We start from the raw sequence: 16,744 nt of genomic DNA, 5'->3' as shown, positions 1-16,744 counted from the left end.
CGCCCTGGCTTAGGCTTCGCCGTCGGCCTTGGCGGCGGCCTGGCGCGCCTCGTGCGCGGCCAATTCGGCGGCGCGGCGCCGCGCTTTGCGCTTGCCGGTGCCGGCGATGTAAATCAAAGTGCTCAGTGGCAGCACGCAGTAGAACAAAAACGTTACAATTCCCGCAACGACGGTGGGCTCGGTCAGAGCCATCAGTCCGACCACGTATATCCAAGCAATAGCAACAATCAGCATCAGCAGCCCAGGTAAAGATATTTAACTATTTTTAGGGAATCAAACATGAATTTGCCAGATCCTCAAGCCATTGCCAACGCCTGGATGTCGCAGATGAGCGACCCCGGACAGTGGCAATCCTGGTTCAACATGGCGCCGACCACGGAGGCCAACCCGCTGGCCGCCATGATGCAGGATGTGGGCGCCTCGGTGAAGCCGGAGGCCATGGAGCAGCTGAAAAACCAGTACATGCAAGATTTTGGCGATTTGTGGCAGGAGTTTTTGTCCGGCAAATCGCCGGAAGTGGCCGACCGCCGCTTCACCTCGTCCGCCTGGCAGGGCAATCCCATGTCGTCATTCAATGCGGCATCATACCTGCTGAACGCCAAATTCCTGAATGCCATGGTCGATACGGTGGAAACCTCCGGCCAGCAAAAGCAGAAGATCCGCTTTGCCGTGCAGCAGATCATCGACGCCATGTCGCCGGCCAACTTCCTGGCCACCAATCCCGAAGCGCAGCAAAAGCTGATCGAAACCAAGGGCGAGAGCCTGACCAAGGGCCTGGCCAATATGCTGGCCGACATGAACAAGGGCCATATCTCGCTGTCCGACGAATCGGCGTTCGAAGTGGGCCGCAACCTGGCCACGACCGAAGGCACGGTGGTGTATGAAAACCCGCTGTTCCAGCTGATCCAGTACAAGCCGGTGACGGCCACCGTGCACCAGCGTCCGCTGCTGATGGTGCCGCCTTGCATCAACAAGTTCTACATTCTTGACCTGCAGCCGGAAAACTCGCTGGTGCGCTACGCGGTGGAGCAGGGCAACAGCGTGTTCCTGATCTCGTGGAGCAATCCGGATCAATCGCTGGCCGGCACCACCTGGGACGATTATGTCGACCAGGGCGTGATCGAAGCCGTCCACGTGGTGCAGGATATCAGCGGCCAGGAGCAGATGAACATGCTGGGCTTCTGCGTCGGCGGCACGCTGGTGTCGACCGCGCTGTCGGTGCTGGCGGCGCGCGGCGAGAAGCCGGCCTCCAGCCTGACGCTGCTGACCACCTTCCTCGACTTCAGCGATACCGGCGTGCTGGACGTGTTCGTCGACGAAGCCCAGGTGTCCATGCGCGAGCAGCAGCTCAAGGCCGGCGGCCTGATGCCGGGCCGCGACCTGGCCAGCACCTTCTCCAGCCTGCGTCCGAACGACCTGGTGTGGAACTACGTGCAGTCCAACTACCTGAAGGGCAATGAGCCGCCACCGTTCGATTTGTTGTACTGGAACTCGGACAGCACCAACCTGCCGGGCCCGATGTTCTGCTGGTACCTGCGCAACACCTACCTGGAGAACAAGCTCAAGACCGGCAAGCTGAAGGTGGCGGGGCAGAAGGTCGACCTGGCCAGCGTCGACGCCCCGGCCTTCATCTACGGCTCGCGGGAAGACCACATCGTGCCGTGGATGTCGGCCTTCGGTTCGATGAACATCCTCAATCCGGGCAAGGTCAAGGCCAACCGCTTCATCTTGGGCGCGTCCGGCCACATCGCCGGCGTGATCAACTCGCCGGTGAAGAACAAGCGCAGCTACTGGACCAACGACAAGCCGCTGGGCCGCGCCGCCGCCAAGCCGCAGGATGCCGAAGCCTGGATGGCCGGCGCCACCGAGAACCCGGGTAGCTGGTGGCCGGAGTGGGCCGCCTTCCTGGCCGAGCACGGCGGCAAGGACGTCAAGCCCAAGGCCAAGCCGGGCAATGCCCGTTACGTAGCTATCGAGCCCGCACCGGGCCGTTACGTGAAGGTGCGGGCCGACTAAAAGCGGTGGGGGAAAGGCGTCTTATTGTCGATCTGTAAATTTGGTTGCGTTGCAATAAAACCTAAAAGTTATATCAGATTGTGCAAGATATGCTTTTTCCCCTCTATAATAGGTAAAGTAGGCTAGTGGGAAAGCGGACCGAAGTTCGCTTTTTTTTCGAATTGTTAGAGTACGCGCTGCGGCGCAATAAGTGGACTTGTGATGAGTAGTGCGAAAAAAAATGCTGACCGTCTGATCAAAAAATACCCGAATCGCCGTCTGTACGACACGCAGACCAGTTCCTACATCACGCTGACCGACGTCAAGCAACTGGTGCTGGACAATGAAGAATTCACCGTGGTCGACGCCAAGACCAACGAAGACCTGAGCCGCAGCATCCTGCTGCAGATCATCCTGGAAGAAGAGGCCAGCGGCGCACCGATGTTCTCCAGCGACGTGCTGGCGCAGATCATCCGTTTCTATGGCCACGCCATGCAGGGCATGATGGGCTCCTACCTGGAGAAGAACGTCCAGGCCTTCACCGATATCCAGCGCAAGTTCACCGGCACCGCCGTCGGCGGCCTGGAAGGCAAGCCCTTCAGCCCGGAAATGTGGACCCAGTTCATGAACGTGCAGGGCCCGATGATGCAGGGCATGATGAATAACTACATCGACCAGAGCAAGAGCCTGTTCGTGCAGATGCAGGAACAGATGCAAAGCCAGAGCAAGAACATCTTCGGCACTTTCCCGTTCGTCCCGGGCGTGCCGCCGACCGACAAGAAGTAATTCTTCACGGTCCGCCACACGGCAAACGGCACAGCCACTTCGGTCGCTGTGCCGTTTTTGTAAGTAAGCTACAAAAACTCCCAGAATTTCGTTGACACCAGAATTTCTTCAGTAGTACTATCGACAACATCAGTGGAAGCGCTTCCACTTCACGATCAAACGAAGGAGTTGCTGTGGTAGTCGAAGCATCAATTGCACTGGAAGAGACGTTCTCCCCACCGGCCGATTCGGTCCTGTGGAATAAGGATTTCCTGATGGGCGCCGCCACCGCGGCCTACCAGATCGAAGGCGCTGTCGCCGAAGATGGCCGCATCCCGTCGATCTGGGACACCTTCTCGGCCACGCCGGGCAAGACGCTGTCCGGCGACACCGGCGCCGTCGCCTGCGACCACTATCACCGCTGGGAACAGGATGTCGAGCTGCTGGCCAGCCTGAACGTCGGCGCCTACCGCCTGTCGATTTCCTGGCCGCGCGTGATGACGGCCGACGGCCAGCCGAATCAAAAGGGCATCGCCTTCTACCGCAAGCTGCTGACGGCGCTGCGCGCCAAGGGCCTGAAGACTTTCGTCACGCTGTACCACTGGGATCTGCCGCAGCACCTGGAAGACAAGGGCGGCTGGGTCAATCGCGACACCGCCTATCGCTTCGCCGAATACGCCGACATGATCAGCCGCGAGCTGGCCGGCCTGGTGGATTCCTGGGCCACGCTGAACGAGCCATGGTGCTCGGCGATGCACGGCTACGGCACCGGCCACCACGCGCCGGGCAAGCAGGACGTGGTGTTCGCCACCCAGGCCATGCACCACCTGCTGCTGGGCCACGGCCTGGCGGTGGCGCACCTGCGCGCCAATGATCCGGCGGCGCAAGTGGGCATCGTCGCCAACGTCGGCCGCGGCACCAGCACCGGCGCCGGCGACGCCGACCAGCGCGCCGCCTGGCTGTTCGAGCTGCAGCACAATAACTGGATCCTCGATCCGCTGCTGAAGAAGTCCTATCCATCGGCGCTGTGGGAGCTGTGGCCGGGCGCGCAGCCGATGATACTGGACGGCGACATGGACATCATCGGCCGCCAGCTCGACTTCCTGGGCATCAATTACTACTTCCGCACCAATGTGGTCAGCGACGGCAAGCACGGTTACATCGAAGTGGACCTGGAAAACGTCGAGCGCACCCAGATGGGATGGGAGGTGTACCCGGACGGCCTGCGCCATCTGCTGATCGGCTTCCACCGCGACTATCCGAACCTGCCGCCGATCTACATCACCGAGAACGGCACCGCCTCGGACGACAAGGTCGTCGACAATGAGGTAAACGATAAAAACCGTATCTCCTTTTTGAACCGCCACCTCGCTGCGGTGGATCAAGCAGTGAAGGCGGGCGTCGACGTGCGCGGCTACTTCATTTGGTCGCTGATGGACAATTTTGAATGGGCCTTCGGTTATGTGCGCCGTTTCGGTATCATCCATGTGGATTATGCGACACAGAAGCGCACCTTGAAGCGCAGCGCCAAGCTGGTTGCGGACTTCCTCGCTAAACGGGACGCCAAATAATTGAACTTCCCGCAGGCATCCGAATAAAATGGGCGCTCGACGCCCACAGGAGACAGAATGATTAAGGCTACAAAGCTGGGCAGCGCCATCGCGCTCGCCCTGGCCGCATGTGGCGCTGCGCAGGCGCAAGCGCCGGCAGCGGCGCCGCTGAAGGCAACCGTGATCCATTGGTGGACCTCGGGCGGCGAATCCCAGGCGGTCAAGCAGTTCGCGGACGCTTACAACAAGGCCGGCGGCCAGTGGATCGACAACGCCATCGCCGGCGCCGACCAGTCGCGCGCCACCACCATCAACCGCATCGTCGGCGGCAATGCGCCGACAGCCGCGCAGTTCAACACCTCCAAGCAGTTCCGCGATTTCGTCGAGCAGGGCTTGCTCAACAACGTAGACGATGTCGCCGCCGCCGGCAAGTGGGATCAGATCATGCCGCCGTCCATCCTGGCGGCGATCAAGATCAACGGCCATTTCTACGCCGCGCCGGTGGACATCCACATGCCGGCCTGGTTTTTCTACTCCAAGGCCGCGTATAAAAAAGCCGGCATCGCCAACGAGCCGCAGACCTGGGACGAGTTCCTGGCGCAGCTGGCCAAGCTGAAGGCCGCAGGCCTGGTGCCGCTGGCCTTCGGCGGCCAGGTGTGGCAGGAGAAGATCACCTTCGACGCCATTTTCGCGATGGTGGGCGGCTCCGACCTGTACCTCAAGGTGTACCGCGACCGCGACCAGAAAGCCGTGATGTCGCCGGCCTTCAAGCAGGTGCTGGTCGACTTCAAGAAGCTGAAAGCCTTTGTGGATGCAGGCTCGCCGGGCCGCAACTGGAACGACGCGACGGCGATGGTCGTCAGCGGCAAGGCCGGCGTGCAGATCATGGGCGACTGGGCCAAGGGCGAGTTCTCGTCGGCCAAACAGGTGGCGGGCAAGGACTTCGGCTGCTTCCCGGGCTTCGGGCCGAAGGCGCCGTACATCGTGGCGGGTGATGCTTTCGTGTTCCCGAAAACCACGGACGCCAACGCCGTCAAGGCGCAGAAGCTGCTGGCCACGGTGGTGACATCGCCGGCCGCGCAGGTGGCCTTCAACTCGCGCAAGGGCGCGATCCCGATTCGCGGCGATGTCGATGAATCGACGCTGGACATCTGCGCCCGGCAGGGCCTGGCCATCATCAAGGACAAGAGCCGCCAGTTGCCGAACGCGGAGATGCTGGCGTCGCCGGACACCACCGGCGCCCTGCAGGACGTGCTGACCAGCTACTGGAACAAGAACCAGTCGCCGGAAGACGCGCAAAAAGCCTTTGCCCGCGCGCTAAAGGACCAATAAGCCATGGCCAAGAAGCGTCAAAGCGTTTCCTTCGCAGCCTACGTCGCCATGATACCGATGGCGTTGACGGTGCTGCTGGCCTACCTGGGCACGATGCTGTGGACGGCCCGCGTGTCGGTCAGCAGCTCGCGCACTTTCCCGGCCAGCGATTTTGTCGGCGCATCGCAGTACATCCGCCTGTTTAACAACGAGCGCTGGCTGCTGTCGCTGCAAAACGTCGCCGTGTACGGCGTGCTGTTCATCGCCGCCTGCCTGCTCATCGGCTTTCTGCTGGCCGTGTTCATCGACCAGAAGGTGATGGCCGAAGGTGCGCTGCGCACCATCTTCCTGTATCCGTATGCGATGTCCTTCGTGGCCACCGGCCTGATCTGGCAGTGGATATTGAACCCGGAACTGGGCATCCAGGAAGTGCTGCACAAGCTGGGCTTCGCCGACGCCAAGTTCGACTGGATCGTCGACCAGGACATGGCGATCTACACCATCGTCATCGCCACCGTGTGGCAGGCTTCCGGCCTGGTGATGGCGCTGATGCTGTCCGGCCTGCGCGGCGTGGACGAGGAATTGTGGAAGGCCGCCCGTATCGACGGCATCCCGCGCTGGCGCGTCTACGTCAGCATTGTGCTGCCCATGCTCGGGCCTTCCGTCTCCACCGCCTTCGTGCTGCTGTTCGTGATGGTGGTGAAAGTGTTCGATTCGGTGGTAGCGATGACGCAGGGCGGCCCCGGCACGGCCAGCGAAGTGCCGGCCAAGTTCATCATGGATTACCTGTTCGGCCGCGCCAATATCGGCCTCGCTTCGGCGGCGTCTATCGTGCTGCTGACCACCGTGCTGGCGATCGTCGCGCCGCTGTACTATGTGCGCAACCGCCGCGCAGCGAAGGGGGCGTGATGGGACAGGTCGTCAAACTCGATAAGGCAGGAATGGAAAAAGCAGCAGGGCTGGCGCCGGGCGTCGCCGCCAACGACAGCATCGCCGGCGCGCCGCCGGCCATCAAGCCGCGCCGCAAGCTGGCGTGGACCCCGGCCCGCATCGGCGTGTATGGCTTCCTGATTGTGGCGGCGCTGTTCTTCCTGCTGCCGCTGTACGTGATGCTGGTAACGTCGGTCAAGCCGATGGAAGAGATCCGCCTCGGCACGCTGTTCGCGTTGCCGGTGCATGCGACGCTGGAGCCTTGGCTGCAAGCGTGGCAGTCGGCTTGCACGGGATTGGAATGCAACGGCATACGCGGCGGCTTCTGGAACTCGGTGGCCATCGTCGTGCCGAGCACCATCCTGTCGATCGCCATCGGCGCGGTCAACGGCTATGCGCTGTCGTTCTGGCGGCCGCGCGGCGCCGGCCTGCTGTTCGCCATCCTGATGATGGGCGCCTTCATCCCTGTGCAGGTGATGGTGTATCCGCTGGTGCGCGTGCTGGCTGCGGTGAACCTGTTCAGTTCTTTGCCTGGGATTGTGCTGATCCACACCATCTTCGGCATGCCGGTGATGACGCTCCTGTTCCGCAATTACTACGCGGCGCTGCCGATGGAGCTGTTCAAGGCGGCCCGTATCGACGGCGGCGGTTTCTGGCGCATCTTCCTGCAGCTGATGCTGCCGATGTCGACGCCGGTGATCGTGGTCGCGGTCATCATGCAGGTCACGGGCATCTGGAATGACTTCCTGCTTGGCCTGGTGTTCGCGGGCTCCGAGCATCTGCCGATGACGGTCCAGCTGAACAACATCATCAACACCACCACCGGCGAGCGCCTGTACAACGTCAACATGGCTGCGACCATCCTGACGTCGGTCGTGCCGCTGGCTCTCTATTTCATTTCCGGCCGCTGGTTCGTGCGCGGCATCGCCTCTGGCGCTGTGAAGGGTTAAACAATGTCTAACGTAGCTATTCGTAATCTGCAGATTCAGCTGGGCGGCAACAAGGTCATCGAGTCGCTGAACCTGGACGTGAAAGCAGGGGAGTTCGTGGTGCTGCTCGGGCCTTCGGGCTGCGGCAAATCGACGCTGCTGCATTCGATCGCCGGCTTGATCGATACCACCTCCGGCCAGATCGAAATCGGCGGCAAGGACATGACCTGGGCCGACCCGAAAGACCGCGGCATCGCGCTGGTGTTCCAGTCGTATGCGCTGTATCCGACCATGAACGTGGAAGCCAATATGTCCTTCGGCCTGCGCATCAACGGCACGCCGAAGGCGGAAATCGCCCGCCGCGTCTCGCGCGCTTCGGACATGCTGCAACTGGGGCCGCTGTTGAAGCGCAAGCCTGCCAACCTGTCCGGCGGCCAGCGTCAGCGCGTGGCGATCGGCCGCGCCATCGTGCGCGAGGCGGACGTGATGCTGTTCGACGAACCGCTGTCCAACCTGGACGCCAAGCTGCGCACCGAACTGCGGCGCGAACTCAAGCAGCTGCACAAGCAGCTCGGCGCCACCATGATCTACGTGACCCACGACCAGGTCGAGGCGATGACGCTGGCGCAGCGCATGGCGGTGATGAAGGGCGGCGTGGTGCAGCAGTTCGACACGCCGGCCAACATCTACAACGAGCCGGCCAACCTGTTCGTCGCCACCTTCCTCGGTTCGCCGGGCATGAATCTGTTCAAGGGCTGGCTGGAGCAGGACGGCGGCCGCACGCTGTTCCGCAACGATCACATGGCCGTCGACGTGACGGGCTATCCATTCAAGCAGCAGCCGTCCGGCAAGCACGAATGCGTGCTGGGCGTGCGGCCTGAAGACATCGACGTCGGCAATTGCGACGGCGCCGATAACGTGGTGTGCGCATCGGTCTCGCTGGTCGAGGCCATGGGCGCGCATCGCGTGTTGTGGCTGGACTTCCACGGCACCCAGATCGCGGGCATCGTGCAGGACCAGCAGAACATCGAAACCGAGAAGGACATCAGCTTCTCGATCCGCACCAAGCGCATTTCTCTTTTTGACGGGGCCAGCGAACAGCGGCTCTAACACCGTAGCAGTAGTTGTGTTGTAAGACCGGGCCGCCACGGCATGGCCCGCCGCATCGGTGCGTCTTGCGGTGGTACCGGTTCCATATGTGCATAAGCCGTCACACAGAACGGGGCACGCCAATTAAACTGTTGGAAGAAGCGAGGACAGACAAAATGAAGAAAACGATTTTAGCCTTGAGTATCGCGCAGATCGCGCAGTTCGCATTCACCGGTGGCGCCATGGCGCAGCAGGCGCCGGCGGCACAGGCGGGCGGCGACATTGAAAAGATCATCGTCACCGCCACCCGCCGCGACACGCTGGTGCAGGACACGCCGCTGGCGATCACCGCCTACACGCAGGACACGCTGGCCAACAACCAGGTCAAGGATCTGGCGACGATGACCGCCATGGTGCCTAGCCTGGTGGTGGAGCCGCACAGCGATTCGGGCGGCGTGCACGTCTACATGCGCGGCGTGGGCTCGGCCAACCACACCGAGTTGGGCGACCCGGCGGTGGCGTTCTATGTCGACGGCATCTACGTGCCGCGTCCCCAAGGCGCGACGGCGCTGATGTATGACCTGAACCACGTCGAAGTCGCGCGCGGTCCGCAGGGTACGCTCAACGGACGTAACTCTACTGCGGGCGCGGTCAACCTGGTCTCCGGCGCGCCCAGCACCGCCAAGACCTTCGGCTCGGCCAGCATCACGCTGGGCGACTACCACCACATCCAGACGCAGGCGATGATCAACCTGCCGCTGAGCGAAGACATCGCGCTGCGCATCGCCGCCATCAAGGACCAGCACGACGGCTACGTTGACTTCCTCAAAGGCTCGAACGTCCAGCCGGGCACCAAGAAGTACGGCGCCGGCGACCAGCAGGGCGCGCGCGCCTCGCTGCTGTGGAAGTTCACGCCCGATTTGAAGGCCACCTTCATCGCCGACTACTACAGCGACACCGGCGCCGGCAACATCTATCTGGCGGCCGAACCGAAACCGGGCCAGAACCTGCGCTCCGCGCTGATCGACACGCCCGGCACGCTGGACCAGTCCATCATCACCGCCAAGAGCAAAGTTGAATGGCGTCCGATGGACGGCCTGGCGACGCAGTACCTGGGTTCGTGGAGCCGCCTGAAACGCACCAACGGCAGCGATGCCGACGCCGGTTTCTACCCCGGATTCAAGGCCGAGAACCGCACCGAGTGGAGCCAGTTCGACAGCGTCTCCAACGAAGTGCAACTGCGCTCGGACTCCGAATCGCCGCTGCAGTGGGTGGGTGGCCTGTTCTTCTTCCGTGAGAAGAACAAGATCCGCTTCGACATTGACCGCAGCCAGATTTCGCAGGCAATGCTGGACCAGGATATCGCCAGTGGCAGTGTGATCTTCGTGCAGCCTACCGTGGGCCAGTATGCGTCGGCGATGTCCTTCATCCAGGGCGACCGCGAGCTGCATTCGAAAGCCGTGTTCGCGCAAGCCAGCTACGACATCGATCCAATGTGGAAGGTGACGGGCGGCGCGCGCTACACCAAGGACCACAAGTTCGACATCGGCGGCCAGAACTGGGCCTGCCCGAACTGGCCGGACAATGCACCGCGCGGCACCGTCAACCTGACGCCAAGCCAGATCGCGCAACTGGTCACGCCGGGCGTGGGCACCATCAACACGCACAACATCGGCCCCGGCGGCGTGGTGAACCAGCAGACCTGCGGCAATACCTATGGCGACAACACGGCCGACCTGAAATACGGCCAGTCCACCTGGCTGGGACGTGTCGAGTACAAGCCGACCAGGGACATCCTGACCTTCGCCTCGGTGACGACCGGGTTCCACTCGCCGGCCATCGGCGACGGCGGCGCCACCACCAAGCCGGAGAAGCTGACCAGCTATGAAGTCGGCTTCAAGTCCGACCTGTTCGACCGCAAGCTGTCGCTGAACCTGGACGCGTTCTGGATGAAGTACAAGGACAAGCTGGAATCACAGGTGGTGAACAACACGCTGCAGAACTTCAACGCGGCTGGCGCTTCGGTGAAGGGGATCGAGGCTGAGTGGAGCTATCGTCCGACCAGCGCCGATCGCTTCAGCGGCAACGCCACCTGGCTGAAGGCGCGTTACGACGACTTCCTGTCCTGCGATGTCGACGCTGCGCGCGCCAACAACCAGTCGTGCGGCACCACGGCGCCTACCGTCAATGTTGGCGGCGCCACGCTGAAGCATGCGCCGACGTTTGCCGCAACGCTGATGTACGAACATGACTTCGACACCAGCAAGGGCCGCATCACGCCGCGCGCTTCGGCGCACTACGAGTCGGAATCCTTCGTCGGATCGGGCGCGTTCAACACCGACGTGCCGGGCCATCCTGGCGTGAAGCAGCAGAAGGCCTACACCACGCTGGACCTGAGCGTGCGCTATGAGCCGCTGAACAAGGCTTACACGGCGGAGCTGTTCGTCAACAATGCGACCGACAAGGCAGTGAAGTACGACGCCATCGAAATCTGCACGCAGACCGGCGCTCCATGTCAGCCGACGCAGCAGATCTGGGCGGCGTACTACAACAACCCGCGCACTTTCGGCGGCCGGGTGTCGATGAAGTTCTGATCCAGGGAAGTGACTAGTGGTTTTGGGCCGGCAGCGATGCCGGCCTTTTTTTACGGCTTGCGCGCAGCGACCGAACCGCGCATCGTCACCGTGACCGGGAAGTCGCGGACGATTTCGTGCTGCGTGCCGTAGCACTGATTGAGCAGCCAGCGCACGGCGTTCTGCGTCAGCTGCTGCATCGGGATGTGCACCGATGTCAAACCCGGCGACGAGAACTCGGCCGAGTAGTCATCGTCATAGCCGACGATGGAGACGTCGCCCGGCACGCTGATGCCGGCGCGGTGGAAGCACGACAGCGCGCCGACCGCCATTTCGTCGTTGGCGCAAAACAGGCCGGTGAACTTGTGGCCGTCGGCGATCAGCCGCTGCGTGGCGCCGAAGCCGCCTTCACGCGAGAAGTCCGATTCGATCAGCTGCACCGCCGAACGGGCGATGCCGTTGCGTTGCAGTTCGGCGAAGAAGCCGTCCAGGCGCTCCTTGTTGTCCGACGTGCCGGACGGGCCGGAGATCACGGCCAGTTCGCGGTGGCCCGCCTGCAGCAAGGTCTGCGCCGCCAGCTCGCCACCGTGATAGTGGTCGGGGCAGAACGACGCGTCCGGCAGCTGCGGGCTGCGGCGGTTGAGGAAGGCCATCTTCGGATGCATTTTCTGCAGCGAGATCAGATCCTCGTCGTACAGGTCGTGGCCCAGCACGACGATGCCGTCGCAATCGCGGCCGATCAGGAACTTGACCGCTTCGATCGCCTCGTCGCGCGGCGTGCCGTCGCCGCAGCCGGTGGCCACGACCACGTGGCGACGCATGGCGCGCAGTTCGATGTCGGTCTGTTTGAGGATGGTGCCGTAGTAGGCGCCGAAGAACGAGGGGGCGAAGATCCCTATCATGCCCAGCGACTGCGCGGATAGCGAGCGGCCGATGGAGGAGGGGCGGAAGTTGAGCTGCTCAATCGCGGCCTGGACTTTTTTCATCGCCTCGGCCGATACCGGACCGGCGCCTGAAATGGCGCGCGATGCTGTCGACATGCCTACACCGGCGAGCAATGCGACGTCTTTCAGCGTTGCCACTAATTCTCCTGAACTGGGTGATGCGGCACGCGCGGATGCGGCCACTGGGTTAGCCTCTATCCTAACATGATCTCCCTATGAGGAATGGGGTATAATGCTCGATTGCTCGTAATTTTCATGGCGTTTAAAGCAACCTATCATGCAATCGCAACCACTCACACGACTCCCCAAGCCAGCCGCCGGCGCGCCAGCACCTAAAGTGGGCTTCGTCTCGCTCGGCTGCCCTAAAGCGCTGGTCGACTCCGAACAGATCCTGACCCAGCTGCGTGCTGAGGGCTACGAGACGGCCAAGTCCTACGACGGCGCCGATCTGGTCATCGTCAACACCTGCGGCTTCATCGACGCCGCGGTACAGGAATCGCTGGACGCCATCGGCGAAGCGCTGGCCGAAAACGGCAAGGTGATCGTGACCGGTTGCCTGGGCGCGAAAAAAGACGCCGCCGGCGACGACATCATCATGAAGGTGCACCCGAAGGTGCTGGCAGTGACCGGCCCGCACGCGCTGGCCGAAGTGATGGACTCGGTCCACCTGCACCTGCCGAAACCGCACGAGCCTTTCCTCGACCTGATTCCGGCGCAGGGCATCAAGCTGACGCCCAAGCATTACGCCTACCTGAAAATCTCCGAGGGTTGCAACCACCGCTGCTCGTTCTGCATCATCCCGTCGATGCGTGGTGATCTGGTCTCCCGTCCTATCGGTGAGCTGATGCTGGAAGCGGAAAACCTGTTCAAGTCCGGCGTCAAGGAACTGCTGGTGATTTCGCAGGACACCTCGGCCTATGGCGTGGACGTCAAGTTCCGCACCGGCTTCTGGAACGGCCGTCCGATCAAGACCCACATGACGCAGCTGATGGAAGCGCTGGGCGAACTGGCCAAGTCCTACGGCGCCTGGGTGCGCATGCACTACGTGTATCCATACCCGCACGTCGACCAGGTCATTCCGATGATGGGCGAGCACATTCTGCCTTACCTGGACATTCCTATGCAGCACGCGCATCCCGATGTGCTGAAGCGCATGAAGCGTCCGGCCAGCGGCGAGAAGAACCTGGACCGCATCTTGGCTTGGCGCGCGATGAATCCGAACCTGACCATTCGTTCGACCTTCATCGCCGGCTTCCCTGGCGAGACCGAGGCCGAATTCGAATACCTGCTGGACTTCCTGAAGGAAGCGCAGATCGACCGTCTGGGTTGCTTTGCCTACTCGCCGGTTGAAGGTGCGACCGCCAACGAGCTGGCCAATCCGGTGCCGGAAGAAGTGCGCGAAGAGCGTCGCGGCCGCGTGATGCTGCTGCAGGAAGAGATATCCAAAGCGCGTCTGAAGGCCAAGGTCGGCAAGACCGTGCGCGTGCTGATCGATGAAGTCAATCGTACCGGCGGCGTCGGCCGCTCCAGCGCCGATGCGCCGGAAATCGACGGCGTGGTGTACGTCAAGCCGCCGTACGAGCCGCACAAGAAGCTGGCCGTTGGCCAGTTCGTCGACGTGAAGATCACCACGTCCGACGCCCACGACCTGTGGGGCGAGGCGCAATAAGCCTGTTGCTGTTGTGCCGGTTTAATGCGCCGAGGCGATCGCAATCGATCGCTTCGCCAGCATTTCCGGCGCGAAGCAGCCGTCCCGGTAGGTGCCGTCCAGGCGCTTACGTTGCAAGTCCTCGATAACCTCGTGGTAAAACTCTAGTTTGTACGTCGGCTGCCCGCCGGCGGCTGGCGTAGTTCTTATCAGTTTGCCGACGACGGGCTGGAAGGCATCGACGCAGGCGGCTATCGATCCGATGCGTTCGATGCGGCCGAACTCTCCGGACGCGATGGTTTGCGGCGGATCGGGGACGATGGCGAATAGCTGCTGGCCGGCGCGGCACCATCCCACATGCGGCGGGAAGCCCATGGCCTCGACGCCACTGCTGCCGAAATCCTCATCCACACCGAGCTGAAAATCCAGCGGAACATTTTCATGTACCCATTTCAGGTCGCGATACCATTGCGCGCGTTCAGCCGCCGTCAGCGGCAGTTGCGGTAGCCTGCCGCCGTGATCGTGGATGGCGTTGAACCGCAGGACTGAAATGCCCAGCCTTGCAAAGTAGGCGGCGTAGCGCAGCAAGTGCTCGCGGCTGTGGTTATGTGTGCCGATCGTCACGCCGATATTGATGTCCAGCGGCGCGGTCAACTGCGCCTCGTTGTTGAACGCATGGATGCGCGCGATGACGCGCTCGCAATCGCGGCCAGCGAACACGCCCTTGATCGGATAGTCCTCCACCGGCAGCAATTTCAGATCGCTGTCCAGTATGCCGTGAAACGTGATGGTGACATTGCCGAAGCCGTTCTCTACACCGGTCCACAAATACTCCTTCCATTGCGCATCAAGCAGCGGCGCGCCGCTGGTCCACATGTCGCCGCGTTGCATGGTCTTGGTCGGCCTGCGGTTTTCTTCCTGATGAAAGTCCCGGTTGTGCGTGTCGCCGAACAGGCGCAGGAACATGCCATCCCTGCCGAAGCTGTCGGAGATCATGGGGAAGACGCGGTAGCCCTGCGCCGCCAGGCTGTCCATGATGCGGCGGCCTTCGTGCAGGTCGATGGAACGGTTGGCTGCCGCCGGCTGGTTGATGTAGAAGCAGTGCGCGCACGCCTGGCGGCAGGTCTTGCGGCCAACCGTGGTGTCGAGTTGCAGGTAGAGGCTGATGTCCTCGGGCCGCAGCGCGCGGAATGGCACGTCGAGCGGTATGTCGCCGTGGTCATCGTACGCGATCGGCTGATTGCGGAATGGCGCGGTGGGCATGCGGCGTCCTTTCACCAGTCTTCTTGCTGGAATACGGCAACGGCCAGCACGCAACAGGGCCCGCGTGCCGTGGCGGAGATGCTTGCCTTGCCACGGCTTGCCGGCACGGCGGCGCGGCGCTCGCACAAGTCGGCGATCGATAGTTCGATGTCGTGTTCGACCGCCTGCAAGGCGCTGCCGGCATCGGCCGCTGCGCCGTGATGCTCCACGAATACGCCGCCGCCATGCTCGAAGATGGCCCAGCCTATGCCCGCCGCCAGGCCGGTGTCGCGCTGCCCGCTGGACGATGCTACCGCCTGCACCACGTAGAGGCGGTTGCCCCATGTCCGCCGCAGGTCCGGCTCCGGCTGTAGCGCCGGCTCCCATCCCGGCGGGATCACGCTGGACAGCGCAATCACGTTGAAATTGCCGATGCCGGTTTTCCAGAGCGCGTCATCGTAGGCGGACAGTTCGGTCTGCCCGTGGCCGACGCCGGTGATGACGGGGATGATCCGCGCGTCGCCGTTCATATCGCCCCCGGTGTGCCGGGGAACTCGGTCTGTAGCAGTTCGGTGCGCCGTTTGAGGCTGGCCTTGACGAAGGGCGTGGAGCCGCAGCCGAGCGGGTCGCCGGTATAGAGTTCGGCCATGACGGCGCAGCGCGAAGTGCAGTAGTAGGGATCGCGCGACAGCTCGCAGTTGGGGCACTCCTTGAATTTGTCGTAAGTGAACTGGCGAATATCCTTGAACGAATCCCGCCACAGCTCCTGGAACGTATGCTCGCGCAGGCTGCCGGCGAGGAACTTGCCGTTGGACGCGCAAATCGAGCAGGGATACAGCGAGCCGTCGCTCATCAGGTAGGCCATCGCCACGCCGCAGAATTCGCGGCCGGTCGCCTTCGCGATGTTGTGGCACTCGTCAAGAAACTTGGCCACGCACAGGCCGACGGTATCGTTCATGACCTGGTCGTGAAGCTTGTCGGCGATGTACAGCCGGGCCGTTTCCTCGACGATATCCGTCTGCGGCTGGTACTGCGGGAAGAACTTGCCGCGCCCGATGGGGCTCATCGGCGTCGATCCGAAGAAACACTGGTGCTCGCGGGCGAAGTCCAGCAGCGTCTGCAACTCGTGCACATTGCCGGCCGTCTGCGTCGACATGATCGCGGTCGGAATGCCGTTGCGGCGCAGCAGCAATATGCGTTCGCGTACATCGTCCCATGTGGAGCGGATGCGCAATTCCTTGTGCCCGGCCGTGCCGTCGACGCTGACGCTGACCACGCATTCCTTGCGCGGCAGGCGGTCGATCAGGTCTTGCGTGATGTAAGCGCCATTGGTCGCAATGGAAATGACGAAACCAAGCTGGTGGGCGTGATGGACGATGGCCAGGAAGTCCGGGTGCATCATCGGCTCGCCGCCAACCAGCACCAGGGCGAAGACGCCGGCCGCTTTCATCTGTTCGAGGGCGTCGAAGATCTCGGGTGTCGACAGCTCCTTATCCCGTGGCTTGCCAGCCTCGATGTAGCAGTGCCGGCAAGTCAGGTTGCAGGCACGGGTAATCTCGAACCAGACGATGAGCGGCGCGCTCAGATGAAACTCGTCCCTGACCGGAACGGATGGCAGGCGGTACGGCTCCAACGCTTCCCGCGTTGTGCCATGCAACAGCGCGCTTGCGGCGGCATGGTCGTACAGCCCGATTTCGCCAGTGCCGAAGGCCAGGATGAAACCGAAGTCTTCCTGACGAATGCGGACGTCCGGAACCATGCTCGCCTC

The 16,744-nt window shown here is 62.5% G+C and carries 14 protein-coding genes; 9 read left to right on the top strand and 5 right to left on the bottom strand.

Going from position 1 to position 16,744, the window contains the following annotated elements; all coding sequences use genetic code 11:
• Positions 1–9 precede the first annotated feature (9 nt).
• Positions 10–234: a hypothetical protein gene (locus GEV02_RS26870; RefSeq protein WP_152840964.1), complete on the bottom strand. Its 225-nt coding sequence runs from the start codon at positions 232–234 to the stop codon at positions 10–12.
• Positions 235–279: 45 nt separating this feature from the next.
• Between GEV02_RS26870 and phaC the strand changes: the two genes are divergently transcribed.
• The 8 genes from phaC (at position 280) to GEV02_RS26835 (ending at position 11,163) form a co-directional block, all read left to right on the top strand.
• Positions 280–2,016, top strand: coding sequence for a class I poly(R)-hydroxyalkanoic acid synthase (phaC, locus tag GEV02_RS26865; RefSeq protein ID WP_152840963.1), 1,737 nt, complete (start codon positions 280–282; stop codon positions 2,014–2,016).
• 201 nt (positions 2,017–2,217) lie between these two features.
• Entirely contained in the window at positions 2,218–2,781 is a 564-nt protein-coding gene (gene phaR, locus GEV02_RS26860; protein ID WP_008447858.1) for a polyhydroxyalkanoate synthesis repressor PhaR, read from the top strand.
• A gap of 173 nt (positions 2,782–2,954) precedes the next feature.
• Positions 2,955–4,331 carry a GH1 family beta-glucosidase gene (locus GEV02_RS26855; protein ID WP_328595926.1) on the top strand — a complete coding sequence of 459 codons (1,377 nt, stop codon included), beginning with the start codon at positions 2,955–2,957 and terminating at the stop codon, positions 4,329–4,331.
• Between the two features lie 57 nt (positions 4,332–4,388).
• On the top strand, positions 4,389–5,642 hold the full coding sequence (locus tag GEV02_RS26850) for an ABC transporter substrate-binding protein (protein WP_152840962.1): 1,254 nt from the start codon (positions 4,389–4,391) through the stop codon (positions 5,640–5,642).
• 3 nt (positions 5,643–5,645) lie between these two features.
• Entirely contained in the window at positions 5,646–6,530 is an 885-nt protein-coding gene (locus tag GEV02_RS26845; RefSeq protein ID WP_152840961.1) for a carbohydrate ABC transporter permease, read from the top strand.
• A 32-nt stretch (positions 6,531–6,562) separates the two neighbouring features.
• Positions 6,563–7,501 carry a carbohydrate ABC transporter permease gene (locus tag GEV02_RS33045; protein ID WP_174999366.1) on the top strand — a complete coding sequence of 313 codons (939 nt, stop codon included), beginning with the start codon at positions 6,563–6,565 and terminating at the stop codon, positions 7,499–7,501.
• A 3-nt stretch (positions 7,502–7,504) separates the two neighbouring features.
• Positions 7,505–8,590, top strand: coding sequence for an ABC transporter ATP-binding protein (locus tag GEV02_RS26840; RefSeq protein ID WP_174999364.1), 1,086 nt, complete (start codon positions 7,505–7,507; stop codon positions 8,588–8,590).
• 155 nt (positions 8,591–8,745) lie between these two features.
• The gene (locus GEV02_RS26835) at positions 8,746–11,163 is read left to right on the top strand and encodes a TonB-dependent receptor (RefSeq protein WP_174999362.1); all 2,418 of its coding nucleotides are present in this window, start codon (positions 8,746–8,748) and stop codon (positions 11,161–11,163) included.
• A 50-nt stretch (positions 11,164–11,213) separates the two neighbouring features.
• Here the strand turns inward: GEV02_RS26835 and GEV02_RS26830 are convergent, their stop codons facing one another.
• Positions 11,214–12,224, bottom strand: a complete 1,011-nt coding sequence (locus GEV02_RS26830; protein ID WP_328595925.1) for a LacI family DNA-binding transcriptional regulator — start codon at positions 12,222–12,224, stop codon at positions 11,214–11,216.
• Positions 12,225–12,363: 139 nt separating this feature from the next.
• On the opposite strand from GEV02_RS26830, the gene rimO reads away from it, so the two are divergent.
• Positions 12,364–13,755, top strand: coding sequence for a 30S ribosomal protein S12 methylthiotransferase RimO (gene rimO, locus GEV02_RS26825; protein WP_152840959.1), 1,392 nt, complete (start codon positions 12,364–12,366; stop codon positions 13,753–13,755).
• A gap of 21 nt (positions 13,756–13,776) precedes the next feature.
• Here rimO and GEV02_RS26820 read toward each other — a convergent pair whose 3' ends face one another.
• Genes GEV02_RS26820 through GEV02_RS26810 form a run of 3 tightly spaced genes read right to left on the bottom strand, consistent with a single transcriptional unit; the run spans position 13,777 to position 16,735 of the window.
• Positions 13,777–14,997 carry a radical SAM protein gene (locus GEV02_RS26820; RefSeq protein WP_152840958.1) on the bottom strand — a complete coding sequence of 407 codons (1,221 nt, stop codon included), beginning with the start codon at positions 14,995–14,997 and terminating at the stop codon, positions 13,777–13,779.
• An 11-nt stretch (positions 14,998–15,008) separates the two neighbouring features.
• Complete coding sequence (locus tag GEV02_RS26815; protein WP_152840957.1) at positions 15,009–15,506, bottom strand: pyruvoyl-dependent arginine decarboxylase; 498 nt, start codon at positions 15,504–15,506, stop codon at positions 15,009–15,011.
• Positions 15,503–16,735: a radical SAM/SPASM domain-containing protein gene (locus tag GEV02_RS26810; protein ID WP_152840956.1), complete on the bottom strand. Its 1,233-nt coding sequence runs from the start codon at positions 16,733–16,735 to the stop codon at positions 15,503–15,505. Before GEV02_RS26810 ends, GEV02_RS26815 begins: the two co-directional genes overlap by 4 nt.
• Positions 16,736–16,744 lie beyond the last annotated feature (9 nt).

It is taken from the genome of Rugamonas aquatica (assembly GCF_009380215.1).
GTDB classification, from domain to species: domain Bacteria; phylum Pseudomonadota; class Gammaproteobacteria; order Burkholderiales; family Burkholderiaceae_D; genus Rugamonas; species Rugamonas aquatica_B.
The sequence above is the reverse complement of the archived record's forward strand: the minus strand, read 5'-3'. Positions and strand labels throughout refer to the sequence as shown.